Below are 15,427 nucleotides of genomic sequence, written 5' to 3'. Positions count from 1 at the left end.
TGTTGCCCTTTTTATATAACTACATAAATCAAAAATTAACAAACTTAAAAGTTATGAAAAAAGCATTAAAAAACATCGGATTAATTATTTTAGTAGGCTTATCATTCGCAAGTTGCGATTCATCTTCTGACCCAATTACACCAACTGTTGTACCATCAACATTTGAATTCCTATTTATTAAAACTTCAAACGATATAACAGGAAATTCAGGATTATGGAATCTTAAAAAAGAAGTTACAGTTGGAGCAACTTTTACTGTACCAACAACATTAAGATCGGATGATTTTGCTACTGTGGCATCAACAATACCTACCGCTACTATTTTGGCAAACCAATGTTCGGCTTACGATAAAATAAACAAAAGATATGCGGTTTCATCTGGCGAAAGAGTTATTGTTTATAATTTTAACACTGTTTCTGGAGCACCAACTATAGAAAATCAAATTCTTGTAACAAATGTACAAGCGATGGAATTTGTAAACGGAAGGTTTTTTGCAATAAAAAACCATAAACTTAATGAATATGATATTACATCACCAACGCCAACACCACTAACGACTAGTTTTGCCGAAATTACATTAATGGCCGGTCAAGTTTCAAACTTAACACAAAAAGGTAATTACATGAGTGTTATTGCTGGTGGAAATCTGTATATAATTGATGTAACAGGAACAGGTTCAGTTTTACCAAGTTATCCACAATATTTAGGGACTACAGATATTTATGAAGGTTTAGAAGCTATAAATTCTGCTGGTTCACAATTTGATTTATTTGTTGTTAAAAGAAATGGTGTTACAAATGAGTTTCTAAAAATCGATTTATCATCAACATTAGCATATAGTCCTAGTTCTTTGTCAACTAAATATACTTTAAGTTTTATTGATGCTGCTTCTTGCAAGATTTCGTCAGCATTAGATTATACAACAGAGTTTTATTATATCTGTAGTTCAAATGGTGCAACAACCGATTCATTTAGTGTTACTTCAATAGACTTGACACCAACAAATCCATCAACATATACACCGACATCAGTTTCAGGTGCTGGCAATCGTTACGTATTTGGTTTACAATTGAAGGATTAATTTTTAGCATTAAAAAAACTGCAAAAAGTAAATTTTACCTTTTGCAGTTTTTTTATTCAAATCCGTTTTTAAGAGCAAAAACAGCCAATCCAACCCTGGTTTTTAATTCTAATTTTTCAAATAGAGAATCTCGGTAACTTTCTACTGTTCTTGGGCTGCAGAACATTTTTCCGGCTATTTCTTTATAACTCATTTCGGTAATGGTATATTTTAGAAATTCCCTTTCTCTTTCGGTAAGCTTGATGGTTTCTGTAGTTGTGTTTTTTTCTCCTAAACTGGTAAAAACAATTTTAGAAGCCCAATCAGGATAGTAATAACCATCGTTCAATAATCTATTTAATGCTTTTTCTAACTCAACTGGATGTGTGTTTTTTAATAAATAACCATTAGAACCACTTTTAATCATTTTAATAACACTTTGGTCGTCATTTTGCATACTCAAAGTCATTATTAATACTTCAGGATGCTTTTCTTTTAGCCATTTAGCGGTTTCAAAACCATCCATAATTGGCATACTTACATCAAGCAAAACGACATCAGGAATCGGTTTTTTTAATTTGAATTTTTCTTGTAAATCTTTACCATTTTCACATTCATAAAGAACTTCAAAATTCTTAAAATTTTCAATAATTCCTTTCAATGCTTGCGCAATTAAGATATGGTCGTCTACTATTACAATTGTTTTTTTCATGTTTATAAAGGTAAAGCTATTGCTAATTTTGTTCCCAAATTTGAACTTTGCATTTCAAAATTTCCGCCAAGCATTTCGGTTCTTTTTTTCATGTTTGAAAGCCCAATTCCGTTGATAATTATTTTTGAAAAATTAAAACCGGTTCCATCATCAGTTAGGTTTAACATGACTTTATTATCTGTTTTTTCAAGATGAATTGTTATCAATTTACACTGCGAATGTTTTATGCTATTCTGAATAAACTCTTGAGTAATTCTAACCAAAATTGCTTTTAGTTGATAAGGCAAAACTATATTTTTGTTATTACAATTGAAATTTATTTTGCAAATTTTGAGTTCATTAACTTTTGTACATTCTGCATCTAGTAGTTTATATATTGAATTGGTTTCGATAGCATTATCGGTTAATGATTTTGATAATTCTCTCAACTCTTCAAGCGATTGATTGATGATTGCACTAATGTTTTCAATATTGTCTTTTATTTTAGGTGCATTATTTTCAAAAGCCAATTGTTGTGTGTATAAGCTGGCAAGAGTTAGTTTTTGTCCAATATTATCGTGAATTTCTCTGCCAATATGATGCATGGTTTGTTGCTGAATTTCAACTTGCGTAGCCAGTAATTCTTTGTGATGTTCTTCTTTTTGATGGAGTAGCATAGCGGAATGTTCTTTCTTCTTTATTTTATACTGACGAATAAAAATGACAATTCCAACAATGAATAAAATAAAAAACAGGTTAAAAATGACAATTGTAATTATGATTTCGGTTTTCCCCATATAAATGATGCTGCGAATAAAAAATACATGATACAGTTTGATATCATAAAATAAATATAGTATAAATTCCAGATTTTGGGTTCTTTCATAATTGGATAATATAGCCCAAAAAAAGGTAAATTTCCAACATAAAACAAAATAATTCCAATATTGATATAAAACATTTTATTTTGGTTAAACATCAAAATATTTTCATTTTTTATTTGTTTCAAAAATTCTAAAGAGACTAATATCAGCATAATTAATGCGCCAATCATGTAATTAAATGAATCAAAAATAAATTTTCCTTTTAGAATTGATAAATTTGGGAAAAATGATAAAATATAAATACATGAACATGTAATGAATAGTTTTTCTTTTTTCAGTGATTTTAATGCATACAGCCAAATAAAAAATAAAAATTCTAAAGGAACTATAAAGTAGGAGAACGAAATACGCTCTTCTATATTAAAATAGTTAAAAATTTTGACGCCAAATAATTCATATATTACAATAATAATTAAATAAACAACAAACCATTTCCAATATGTTTTTTTTATATTGTTATAATTTATTATTCCCGCTAAAAGAGCTAAAATTTCAAAAAAATTTAACAGTATTAGCAATATAGAGGGTTTATTATACATATAATAATTATTTAAAATGCATTACCTGGATAGCCATCTGGCGGGCATAAACGTCCATGATTCCTAGCAACAGTAGGGTTTGTCCCCTGATTAAGAGGGTTTGCACTTGTGCCAAGAGACAGAGTTGCATAACTAGAACTATTTGCAGAAAAAACGCCGCCTGTTTTCATATTTGTAAAACCAATATACGAATTAACATCTAACGGATTAAAGTCATAATTTTCGCCGTCTTTTCCAATAGTAGGAATCATTACAAGTGTATGTTTTTTTTCGTATGCAGGATTATAACTAAAGTTAGGATCTGTTTGTGTTGCAGCTAAATTTCTCATTTTCGTGTTTTCTGGATAGGCAGCATAATATATACGAACACCAAGTTCCCTATCCCTTCCTTGCCTTGGGTTTTTATTTACATTGTATTCTATTTGATACAAGAATTCTTTTAATGTTTCTAAATCAAACCATATAGAACGAGCATCTACAGCAACTGCATTAGTTGGTGCTGTTTGAATGCTGTTTAGTTGGGTGCCACTATATTGTGATACCATACTTCTTACCATTTCGGTTGTTAATGTTGGTGGCGTAATGGTGTTATAATCCATACAAATATCCGTAAGACTTCTTGTGTTTTCTGGAATATCATTATTAGATAAGTTGGTTGTCAAAAAATAGGTTGCTGTTGCTGTTAGCAAACTGACTAAAACATAACGTTGCATTTGAGAGTTCATAATAAATGATTTTTTTAAGTTATTAAAATTACAATTTTTTCAGTACAAAGAAACATTTTACCTCCAAAAAATTAATCAGCCAATAAACCATTTCTATATCCGTTAAACAACGGTATTTTTTTCAGTTAAATCTACATCAAAATTTTAGTTTATTACTCATTAACTAATCGCTATATAGTATAGAAATTTGTGGGTTTAATTGTATTTGTTTTAATGGAAATGGGTAACAAAAAAGGATTGCAATTGATATGTCAAAAAAGAATATAAACTAAAATCAAAACAAAATGAAAAAGTAAAAATTAATATGAATTATGTAAGAACAATTAAGAGTTTTATTCTGTTAACACTTGTTACGCTATTTATCCAAAGTTGTAACAAAGATGAGTATGAGGTAATAAATGGTGAAGAACCAATACCAACTTCGCAAGCTTTAAAAAATCTTTATGACGGAAAATTAGCCTCATTAACAAATGTAATACCATTTGATGCAACGACAATCTGGTACAGGTTTGGTTTATGGAGTACAAGGAATAAGTTCATCAGGAAATAATCCATCTCCATCTGCTAATATGAGAACAGATATATTTCTAGATTTTGATAATATTTATAGTTTTTTTAAGGGAGCTCAAGGCGATGTTGAGGTTTTTAGAAAAAACTGCTGTGAGTAAAATTTAGTTTGTTTTAGTTTTGTTAGAATGGCTAGGTGTTTTTATCTGCCTAGCCATTTTTATAACTTAGTTGTAATTCTATTCAAACAAAAGTTAGGTCATGCTAAATCTAATTACTAATGATACTATTTGTTAGAGCGAAATAATTTTAATGCAATGAAAAATAAAATCTTCACAATTGAGTGATTTTTTATATCTTTATAAATCTAAATAAGCCAAAAGATTATGAAAAAAACACTGTTTTCTTTTTTATCAATTCTATTTTCCATTATCTCTTTTTCACAAACACAAGTAAAAGATACTACCACTCGAAAAGCAACAATTCTTTTTGATAAAAAAGGAAATCAGGTTCATTATAATGCTGAAGTTCCAACGCTAAATCAAATTTTAGGAGCTCCAAAAGCCAATTATTCTTTTTTTTGGGAAATGGGCGACGGTAGTTATAGCAAAGATCCAGCTCCAAAAAAAACCTATAAAAAGAAAGGCGATTATAAAGTAAATTTGTCGGTAACTAATAACTATGACAATGGAAAACCTCCCAAAACTCGCCCGCAAACAGTTGCTATTAATGAAATTTATGATTTGAAATTTGATGAAATAGCCGCTTTACCTGATACTATTTCGTTAAAAATTTTCAATAATCGCGAGCCGGTTCCTAATGATGAAATTGTGGTGGTTGTTAGCTATAAAAATGAGCTTAATTACCTTGCAAATGGAAAATTATATCTGTTTTACAACGATAAGGAATTTAAAAATAAGAACTTTGAATTACTTGAAACTAGAACTCATTTCGGCGAAAAAGAAGTTACTCAAACAGGAATGGCAAGTGTTGAAAACAACGATTCGTATAGAAATTTAGTTTCAATTGAAACTTATCCGTCATTTATAAACGGATTTAATCTTGTTGATGAAAACCTCGAAATGACTTTGGCTGAAAGCAATGCATTATTTACTGATTCAAAGGTTTTTGAGTTTTATAACATGGAACCCAGTGAAACCCGAAATATGTTTTTTACATTCAAAACAACACCAGAAATGTTAAAAGACACTTCGGCAATTGTCAAAATGAGAAGTGTTTTTGTGCCTGATAGAAATTATAAAAACCACAAAAAGAAAACGCTTCAAATGGAGATTGTGACTTCGCACGATCCAAACAAAATGTCGAGTAACGCTACTTTGATGAACTATAGAACGGTTCGTTTAAAAACGATAATTTTCAAAACAAGATTTCAAAACAATGGCGAAGGGCCAGCAAGAATGATTCGACTAGAGACCGATACGCCTGATATGTTTGATAAAAAAACACTTCAAATTGTCGATTCGTATCCTAAATGTCCCATTTGTCCAAAAGGTCAAGAAGCAACTTATAGTTGCCTGGATACTTTGATTAAACAAAAGAAAATTCATTTCACTTTTAAGAATATTTATATCCCAGGAAGTGCACAAAAAAATGTGAAAGAAGTTGATTCAACCAAAGGTTTTGTAAAATATACGATGCGATTTGCCAAAGATTTTCATAAGCAAATAACACAAAGTCAAACGGCAATTATTTTTGATAAAAACGAACCTGTGATTACTAATATTGCCAAAACAAGATTCAAACCAGGTATTTCAATTGGAGCTAGAGTAGGGTATAATTTATTTTCAGATCAAGAAGAATTCAAAAGTTATTTTGCCGGTGTAACCATTTCTCCGTATAAATCTTATAGATGGTATTGGCAATCTGAATTGCAATATTCCTATTTTCAAACTGGAACAATAACGCAACCAGTTGTTCAAAATGAAGAGATATTTAATCCTGCAATCAATTTTGGCAATGGTAATATTGCCGATATTGGCTATTCAAAAACCACGAGTACTAATAGAACAGTAAGAAACAGTGTTAATATAGTTCCTGTTTCATTGCGTTATAACGTAAATAATTACATAGGACTTGGTTTTGGACCTGAACTGTCTTTCACTATGAAAGAAACTACACAAACGGAAAGCAACAAAAAATATTTTGCAAACAATCCTGTTGACGGAAGTATAAAAGAAGTTATAAATTTGGAAAAAAATAGCAATAGAAGTTCAGCTACTGAAAATTTCAAAAAGACACAAACAACTTTTTTTGCCGATGTGACTTTTGGTTTTGCAAGAATTGGACCAAGTGTTGGAGCTAGATATTACAAATCATTTGAAAAAGATTCCGATTATTGGCAATTTTATGCAATTTGGAAGTTTTAAAATGGTTAACCACAAAAGGCACAAAAGAAAATTATTCAATTTGAAATTGATTATAAAAAACATTTGTTTGCTTTTGTGTTCTAAAAAAATATAAATGGGATTAACAAAAAGTTACTTAAAAGATCTTACATATCATATTAATGGAGCAGCAATTGAAGTTCATAAAGAACTTGGTGCAGGATTATTAGAAAGTATTTATCATAAATGTATGATGAGAGAACTTGAATTTAGAGGAATTGACTTTGAGTCTGAGTTTCGAGTTCCATTGTATTTTAAAGGTGTAGATTTAGAAACAGAATTAAGATGTGATTTGCTTATCGAAAAATGTATTGTTGTCGAATTAAAATCAGTAAAAGAATTTATGCCAATATTCGATGCACAAATTCTAACTTACATGAGATTACTCGAAGCTCCAAAAGGAATTCTTTATAATTTTAATTGTGTAAATTTATATAGTGAAGGACAAAAAACATTTGTAAATCATTTATATAGTAACCTTGAAGATGAATAACTTTATTGGCTTTCAAATATAAATGGCTAATCACTAAAGGCATAAAAGTAAATCATTTAATTTGAAATAGATTATGAAAAATACTTTTGTGACTTTTGTGTTAAAAAATAAACACTTGAAAAAAACACTTTTCTTTTTTTTACTATTTCAATTTGCTTTTTCACAAAGTAATACAACTTTAGAAAACAAAATCTACGAAGCTGTTGAAGTTTTTGTAGCCAATCCAACTATTGAAAGCCTTAAAAAAATTGAGATAGCTGAAAAAAGTTTTGTTGTAAAATCAAATGCCGAAAAGCTGGCTCTTGTTATTTTAAATTGCAATAAGGCTTTCTATCAAAATCAATTTGGTCAAACACAAAAAGCAATTTCTAGTTATGAAAAAGCTTGGCGACTTTATGAAAAAAACAAACTTTCCAATTATGATATTGTCGAATTTTGCCTCAAGCCTTTAGGAAATATTTACACTATAGTTGGCGATTATGACAATGCTGAAAACACTATAAAACAGTATTTCTATATAGCTTCTATTACAAAAAATTCGGAACAAAAAGCAGCAGCAATTTTGAACTTATCAAATGTTTATCAAAACACTGGAAAGATCGATGAAGCAATTATTTTGTTAGAAAAAACGATTAAATCCGAGAAATTATCTTCGACTGAAAAAGGAAAATTGTTGAGTAATTTGGGCAATAATTATTTTCTTTCAAAAAATTATAAAAAAGCCGAAAACGCATATGAATTGTCGGTTGTTGAATTAAAAAAAGAAGCTTCACAAAGTGAAATGCTTTTTAATTCGTATAGAAATTTATCGAGTTTATATCTTGAAAGCAATCCATCGAAATCAATTAATTATTTTGAAAAAGCTTCAGCAATTTTTTATAAAATTGAAAATATAGAACCACGAAAAAAAGCCAGTTTTCTTTTGGTCGAAGCCAAAATATTGTTCAATCAAGAAAAATTTCAAGAAGCCAAAAAGAAGATTTCAGAAGTATTCAAATTATTGCTTCCAAATTATTCCTCCACAAATTTGCCTAGCAAAAATTCACTTTACGCCGAAACGATTTTGCTCGATGCACTCGATTTACAGGCAACACTTTTTGTAGCTGAAAATCAACCCAAAAAAGCGTTAGAAAGTTATGCACTTTCATTTCATGTAGAAGAATTATTGCAGTCTTTTTTGATATATGAAAATTCTAAAATTATCAATCAAATCAGAAATAGAAATCGAACTGAAAAATGTATTGCAATTTACTATTCATTTTTTCGTAAAGAAAATAAAATCAATTATTTAGAAAAAGCATTTGAGTTACAAGAAAAAACAAAATCAGCTGTTTTAGAACAAGAAATAGCCAAAAATAAAGTAATTTCGAAAGAAGAAAAATTAATCTACGAGCAGTTACAAAACTGGAAAAATACTATTCTCAAAGAACAACAAAAATTGGATTATGCTGATATTTCAGTAATAAATGAAGCCATCAAAAAGCAAAACGAATTGATGTTGCATTTAAAATCGAAGCAATCAATCCAAACTGAAAATGCAAAATCATTCAAAATTTCAGATTTATATTCAAAGCTAGAAAGTGACAAAGCGGTAATGATTGAATACTTTTTCGGACAAAAAAAAATCTACATTTTCACTATTCAAAACAACAAAATAAAACTTGAAGAAATTAATTTTGAGGCAGCTTCAAAGATCATTTCGTTTTTGAATTATTTTTCAAATGCTGAAAAAATTACTAATGATGTTGCTAGTTTTAATCGAGATGCTTTTTCGGTTTACAAAATGCTAAAATTGCCATCAAAATCTACCATCAAAAACTTGATAATCGTACCCGATGGAATTTTGAATTTTTTGCCTTTTGAAACTTTAATCACTAAAGAATCTAAGACTACAAATTTCGCAAAAATGCATTATTTGTTGAACGATTTTGCTATTGGTTACATCAACTCAGCGACTTTTTATTTAAATGCAATCCCATTTAAACATGCCGAAGAAACTATTTTAGGGGTTTTTCCAGTATTTGAAAATTCAGCTTTGGAATTGGCTTTTTCCAAAAAAGAAATGCAAAATCTACAAAAGAATTTCAAAGGAACTTATTTAGAAAAGCAAAATGCTACATTTAAAAATTTCTCTGCAAATGCCGTCAATTTTTCGATTTTGCATCTTTCAACACATGCTTCATCGGGCGATGTTATTGAACCAGCAAGCATTCGATTTTACGAACAAGAAATTTTATATTCTGAATTATATCATTTGAATATCAATTCAGATTTGGTTGTATTAAGTGCTTGCGAAACAGGAATTGGTAAACTATACAATGCAGAAGGCGCAATGAGTGTTGCACGAGGATTTCAGTTTGCTGGAGCGCAAAATTTACTATTTTCTTTGTGGAAAGTAAACGATTACACAACATCAGTTTTGATGGCGAATTTTTATAAAAATATCAAAAACGGCAAGTCTTATTTTGACGCCAATCATCAAGCCAAATTAGATTTTCTTAAAAGTTCAAGAATTCCAAATGCTAAAAAATCACCTTATTATTGGAGCGCATTTGTTTATTACGGAACATTGGAAAGTAAAGAATCAACAAACTTTTTTCTGTGGATTTCAATTGGAGTTGGTGTAGTTTTATTATCTTTATATTTATACTACATAAGGAACAAAATAAAAAATGATAAAAATCTTTTGTGACTTTTGTGTTAAAAAACAATTTTGCATTAAAATGGAAGAATTACAGAAAACCTTACGAAACAACAAGTACAAAAAAATAAACTTCAAAGTTTCAAAAACGCAACATTTGGTTTTGAAAGCTTCCATTAATGGTGTAAAAGGAACCTTCATTTTAGACACAGGCGCAAGCAATAGTTGTGTGGGTTTTGAAAGTATCGAATTATTTCAACTAAAAGCAGGAAAGTCCAAAACCAAAGCTTCTGGAGCAGGTGCAACAGGAATGTTTACACAGTTAGCCAAAAACAACACACTTCAATTAGGACGCTGGAAAAGTGAAGATTTTCACATAGTCATTTTTGATTTGTCGCATGTTAATTTAGCCTTACAACAACACAAAGCCAAACCCGTTCACGGCATAATCGGCGCAGATGTTTTATTACAAGGAAAAGCTATTATAGATTACTACAATCATTGTTTGTATTTGAAATGATTTAGGATAATTATCTTATTGAAATTTCTAAAGTTGTATTTGTCTTTCAATTTGTTGTTCCAACGAAATAAAAGTTTCAGTTCGGGAAACACCATTTATTGGTTGCAATTTTTTGTTGAGTAATTGCATTAAATGTTCGTTGTCTTTACATATGACTTTTGCCAAAATGCTCCAATTTCCGGTAGTATAGTGGCATTCTAAAACTTCAGGAATTTTTTTAAGTTCTTTTACTGCTTCAGAGTTGCTTGAGGCTTTTTCTAAATAAATTCCAATAAAAGCAACGGTTGTATATCCCAAAACTTTTGGATTTACAATAAACTTGGAGCCTGCAATAACACCAGCATCTTCCAGTTTTCGCAATCGTTGGTGTATAGCCGCACCAGAAATCCCAATTTTGTTGGCAATTTGAAGGATAGGTTTTCTAGCATCTTCCATCAACTGACGTAGAATTTCTTTATCAATTCCGTCTATTTCTATTTGTAACGAATTTATCTTCATGTCTCAAAAATTTAAACTAAAAAAGCAAATTTAGTTATAAATTTAATTCAAAAACAACAATGTTGCATTTTTAATCATTTTGCCACGGATTAAAAAGATTAAAAGGATTTTGAGTTGATTAGTAATAAAAAATCTGTGTTAATCAGTTTAATCAGTGGCTTAAAAATAACAGATATTAATTTGACTAAAGCACAAAAAAATGTTTGTTTTAAAACTTTTAATCTTCAATAATTTAACAAAATTATAAACACCAATCGTTTTGGCATGTAAAGTTTCCTTTTACCTTTGTAACTTTGTCAGTTCAAACCAATTTCACATATATGAAATCGCAACTTTTAATTCGTTTGCATTTGCAAACATCAATAAATAAAAGCGATACCATAAATGACCACTAATAAATAAAGTTTACATTTATGAAATTCAAATTATATTCACTTTTACTTTTAGTCACTTTTTTATTTTCATGTCAACAAGACGATGCTAAAAGAAAAGCGGAACAACTAAAAGATATCAAAAAGAAAGAAGTCGTTTTTTATGCTATTAATGAAGCATGGTTTTTTGATATTCCAGAAATGACCGAAAAAGCTCGAGTTATTACTAATAATTGGGCTGAACTTCGATTGTTTGTAACCGAACTTGACCAAAAACCAACAAGTTCTATTAATGCTTTTCAGAAAAAAGCTAAAATATTATCCAAAAAAGTAGCTGAACTCAACAACAACATCCCTGCAGAATTCAACACAACACCAGTAAGATCAAGAATTGCAATACTAAATACTAAAATTAATTCACTTAATTTATACATTAATCTGCGTGATATTCCAGTTAAAAAAGTCGAGAAAATTTTAGCCGAAATCAATGTAGAATTGTACTGGTTTTATGAGCAAATGGAGGAGATTATAATAAAAAGTGAAATCCCAGCCGAAGACGGTGAACCTGATTTTATGTTGATGAAAGACAGCAAAAGAGCGATTCCAACTGATACCAAAATTATAAATTCGCCCGATCTTGAGTAAAGAAAAAGTTGTCAGCATTTACGATAATTCATCCAAAATCATCAAGATTGGAGAAAATCTAACGCAGAAATACCAAAAAATTCATCTTAACGGATTGATTGGTTCTTCGATGTCATTTGTTATAAATTCTTTATTCAAAAAAGTCGAAACTTCTTTTCTTTTGATACTAAACGACAAGGAAGAAGCCGCTTATTATTTGAATGACTTAGAACAAATGATAGGGCAAGATGATGTGCTTTTTTACCCAAGTTCGTATCGTCGACCGTATCAAATTGAAGAAACTGATAACGCCAATGTTTTGCTTCGCGCTGAAGTTTTAAACCGAATCAATTCGAGAAAAAAACCAGCCATCATTGTAACCTATCCTGATGCTATTTTTGAAAAGGTTGTCACCAAAAAAGAATTAGATAAAAACACACTAAAAGTTACCGTAGGCGACAAAATTTCTATCGATTTTATCAACGAAGTTTTGTTTGAATACGAATTCAAGCGAGTTGATTTTATTTCGGAACCTGGCGAATTTTCAGTTCGTGGTGGAATTATAGATGTTTTTTCGTTTTCAAATGATAATCCGTATCGAATTGAGTTTTTTGGTAACGAAGTCGATTCTATTAGAACGTTTGATGTAGAAACCCAACTTTCGCTAGAAAAACAAAAGAAAATTGCCATTATTCCTAATGTTGAAAACAAAATTTTTCAAGAAAATAGAGAAAGTTTCTTAGATTATATCAACGAAAAAACGATTTTATTTATTCAAAATACCGATTTTACACTTTCTAAATTGGAAACGTTATTCACGAAATCGGTAGAGATATTTCAAGGTTTATCCAAAACAATCAATCAAGCCGAACCTTCTAAATTATTTTTAAATCCAAAAGAATTTTCCCGAAAAGCATTAGATTTTTCCATTGTTGAATTGAGTTCTAAACCGCTTTTCAAATATGATAATGCATACGATTTTCACATTCAGCCGCAACCGTCTTTTAATAAACAATTTGATTTGTTGTTGAATAATTTGAGTGACAATCATTTTAATGGTTACAAAAATTATTTGTTTTGTTCCAACGAATCGCAATCCAAACGTTTTCACGATATTTTTGAGAGTATTGATGAGGTAAATCATGAGAACATCCTGAAACAATACAACACCATAGTTTTCCCCTTATACCAAGGATTTATTGACGAAGAAAACCAAATTACGTGTTATACCGATCATCAAATTTTTGAGCGTTACCACAAATTCAACATCAAAAATGGTTATTCTAAGAAGCAAACCATTACTCTGAAAGAGTTGACGACGCTTTCGGTTGGCGATTATGTAACGCACATCGATCACGGAATTGGGAAATTCGGTGGTTTGCAAAAAATTCAAGTCGAAGGCAAAACGCAAGAAGCCATTAAGTTGGTTTATGCCGATAACGACATTGTTTATGTAAGTATTCATTCGCTACATAAAATTTCAAAATACAACGGAAAAGACGGCACGCCACCCAAAATATATAAGTTAGGTTCCAATGCTTGGAAGGTTTTAAAACAAAAAACCAAAGCGCGTGTTAAGCATATTGCGTTCAATTTGATACAATTATATGCCAAAAGACGTTTGGAAAAAGGATTTCAATATGCACCTGATAGTTATTTGCAAAACGAATTAGAAAGTTCGTTTATTTATGAAGATACGCCCGACCAATTAAAGGCGACTCAAGATGTAAAAGCCGATATGGAAAGCGATAGACCAATGGATAGATTGGTTTGTGGCGATGTTGGTTTTGGTAAAACCGAAGTAGCGATTCGTGCTGCATTTAAAGCCGTTGATAACGGAAAACAAGTCGCGATTTTGGTGCCAACGACAATTTTGGCTTATCAACATTACAGAACTTTTACAGAAAGATTAAAAGAAATGCCCGTTTCGGTTGGTTATCTAAACCGTTTTAGAACCGCAAAACAGAAAGCAGATACACTTGAAAAATTAGCAAATGGAAAACTCGATATTGTTATCGGAACACATCAATTAGTCAACAAAAATGTAGCTTTCAAAAATCTAGGATTGCTTATCGTAGATGAAGAGCAAAAATTTGGTGTGAACGTAAAAGATAAACTCAAAACAATTGCTGCGAATATTGATACGCTAACATTAACAGCAACTCCGATTCCAAGAACGTTGCAATTTTCGTTGATGGCAGCTAGAGATTTATCAGTAATAACAACGCCACCGCCCAATCGTTATCCTATCGAAAGTCAAGTGGTGAGTTTTAATGAAGAGTTGATTCGTGATGCGATTTCGTACGAAATTCAGCGAAATGGTCAAGTGTTTTTCATTAATAATCGAATAGAAAATATCAAAGAAATTGCTGGAATGATACAACGATTGGTGCCAGATGCCAAAGTCGGAATTGGTCACGGTCAGATGGAAGGAAGCAAACTCGAAGAATTGATGCTGGATTTTATGAACGGCGAATTTGATGTTTTGGTAGCTACAACTATCATCGAAAGCGGTTTGGATGTACCCAATGCTAACACGATTTTCATTAACAATGCTAATAATTTTGGCTTGTCCGATTTACATCAAATGCGCGGTAGAGTAGGGCGTAGCAACAAAAAAGCATTTTGTTATTTTATTTGTCCGCCGTATTCTGCCATGACCGACGATGCTCGCAAACGAATTCAGGCATTAGAACAATTTTCTGAATTAGGAAGTGGTTTTAATATTGCTATGAAAGACTTGGAAATTCGCGGTGCTGGTGATTTATTAGGTGGTGAACAAAGTGGTTTTATCAACGAAATAGGTTTTGATACGTATCAAAAAATCATGAACGAAGCCATCGAAGAATTGAAAGAAAACGAGTTCAAAGAATTGTATCAAAATGAAACCGATACGGTTGAAAAAGAATATGTAAAAGAAATTCAAATCGATTCTGACTTTGAATTATTATTTCCAGATGATTACATCAACAATATTTCTGAACGTTTGAATTTATACAACGAATTGAGTAATATCAAAGACGAAGCAGCTCTAGTAGCTTACCAAAATAAATTGATTGACCGTTTCGGAGTTTTGCCAAAACCTGCTATTGCCTTACTAAACAGTATCAGAATAAAATGGATTGCAACCAAGTTTGGAATAGAAAAATTGGTTATGAAACAAGGAAAAATGATAGCGTATTTTGTAGGCGACCAGCAATCAGATTATTATACTTCCAATGCATTTAGACAAGTCTTAACATTTGTGCAAAAACAGCCTACTTTGTGCAAAATGAAAGAAAAACAAACACCAAACGGCTTACGATTATTATTGACTTTTGAAAATGTAAAATCGGTTAAAAGAGCTTTGGAGTTGATGGAGATGGTTTAAGATGAAATATTTCTTAACGGGTTGCCTAATATTAAAAATAAAAATTTAACAATCATTAAATACAGAAACTATCAAAAGTAATTTTTTAGTTTTTTTAT

Annotated in this window: 12 protein-coding genes; 8 read left to right on the top strand and 4 right to left on the bottom strand. The window is 30.5% G+C overall.

The annotated features are described in order from the left end of the window. Nucleotides 1-53 precede the first annotated feature (53 nt). Nucleotides 54-1,082, top strand: a complete 1,029-nt coding sequence (locus tag ACIQ66_RS09410) for a hypothetical protein (RefSeq protein ID WP_396212549.1) — start codon at nt 54-56, stop codon at nt 1,080-1,082. Nucleotides 1,083-1,134: 52 nt separating this feature from the next. Here ACIQ66_RS09410 and ACIQ66_RS09405 read toward each other — a convergent pair whose 3' ends face one another. From ACIQ66_RS09405 to ACIQ66_RS09395, 3 genes are all read right to left on the bottom strand, one after another. Next, complete coding sequence (locus tag ACIQ66_RS09405; RefSeq protein WP_396212548.1) at nt 1,135-1,773, bottom strand: response regulator; 639 nt, start codon at nt 1,771-1,773, stop codon at nt 1,135-1,137. A 2-nt stretch (nt 1,774-1,775) separates the two neighbouring features. Then, a complete protein-coding gene (locus ACIQ66_RS09400) occupies nt 1,776-2,549 on the bottom strand; it encodes a sensor histidine kinase (RefSeq protein ID WP_396212547.1) in 774 nt (257 codons plus the stop codon). A gap of 637 nt (nt 2,550-3,186) precedes the next feature. Continuing rightward, complete coding sequence (locus ACIQ66_RS09395) at nt 3,187-3,900, bottom strand: hypothetical protein (protein ID WP_396212546.1); 714 nt, start codon at nt 3,898-3,900, stop codon at nt 3,187-3,189. A 485-nt stretch (nt 3,901-4,385) separates the two neighbouring features. Between ACIQ66_RS09395 and ACIQ66_RS09390 the strand changes: the two genes are divergently transcribed. From ACIQ66_RS09390 to ACIQ66_RS09370, 5 genes are all read left to right on the top strand, one after another. Then, nucleotides 4,386-4,568, top strand: coding sequence for a hypothetical protein (locus ACIQ66_RS09390; RefSeq protein WP_396212545.1), 183 nt, complete (start codon nt 4,386-4,388; stop codon nt 4,566-4,568). A gap of 225 nt (nt 4,569-4,793) precedes the next feature. Continuing rightward, a complete protein-coding gene (locus ACIQ66_RS09385) occupies nt 4,794-6,794 on the top strand; it encodes a PKD domain-containing protein (protein ID WP_396212544.1) in 2,001 nt (666 codons plus the stop codon). A 94-nt stretch (nt 6,795-6,888) separates the two neighbouring features. Then, complete coding sequence (locus ACIQ66_RS09380; RefSeq protein ID WP_396212543.1) at nt 6,889-7,305, top strand: GxxExxY protein; 417 nt, start codon at nt 6,889-6,891, stop codon at nt 7,303-7,305. A 115-nt stretch (nt 7,306-7,420) separates the two neighbouring features. Further along, the gene (locus tag ACIQ66_RS09375; protein WP_396212542.1) at nt 7,421-9,997 is read left to right on the top strand and encodes a CHAT domain-containing protein; all 2,577 of its coding nucleotides are present in this window, start codon (nt 7,421-7,423) and stop codon (nt 9,995-9,997) included. Between the two features lie 31 nt (nt 9,998-10,028). Further along, complete coding sequence (locus ACIQ66_RS09370; RefSeq protein WP_396212541.1) at nt 10,029-10,466, top strand: retropepsin-like aspartic protease; 438 nt, start codon at nt 10,029-10,031, stop codon at nt 10,464-10,466. Between the two features lie 27 nt (nt 10,467-10,493). Here ACIQ66_RS09370 and ACIQ66_RS09365 read toward each other — a convergent pair whose 3' ends face one another. Further along, nucleotides 10,494-10,964, bottom strand: coding sequence for an Lrp/AsnC family transcriptional regulator (locus ACIQ66_RS09365; protein WP_298175257.1), 471 nt, complete (start codon nt 10,962-10,964; stop codon nt 10,494-10,496). A gap of 413 nt (nt 10,965-11,377) precedes the next feature. Between ACIQ66_RS09365 and ACIQ66_RS09360 the strand changes: the two genes are divergently transcribed. Both ACIQ66_RS09360 and mfd read left to right on the top strand, forming a co-directional pair. Further along, nucleotides 11,378-11,980 (top strand): hypothetical protein, encoded by a 603-nt coding sequence (locus tag ACIQ66_RS09360; protein WP_396212540.1) that lies wholly within the window; start codon nt 11,378-11,380, stop codon nt 11,978-11,980. After that, entirely contained in the window at nt 11,973-15,329 is a 3,357-nt protein-coding gene (gene mfd, locus ACIQ66_RS09355; RefSeq protein ID WP_396212539.1) for a transcription-repair coupling factor, read from the top strand. Before ACIQ66_RS09360 ends, mfd begins: the two co-directional genes overlap by 8 nt. Nucleotides 15,330-15,427: the final 98 nt, after the last annotated feature.

It is taken from the genome of Flavobacterium sp. (genome assembly GCF_044377315.1).
Taxonomy (GTDB): domain Bacteria; phylum Bacteroidota; class Bacteroidia; order Flavobacteriales; family Flavobacteriaceae; genus Flavobacterium.
The sequence above is the reverse complement of the archived record's forward strand: the minus strand, read 5'-3'. Positions and strand labels throughout refer to the sequence as shown.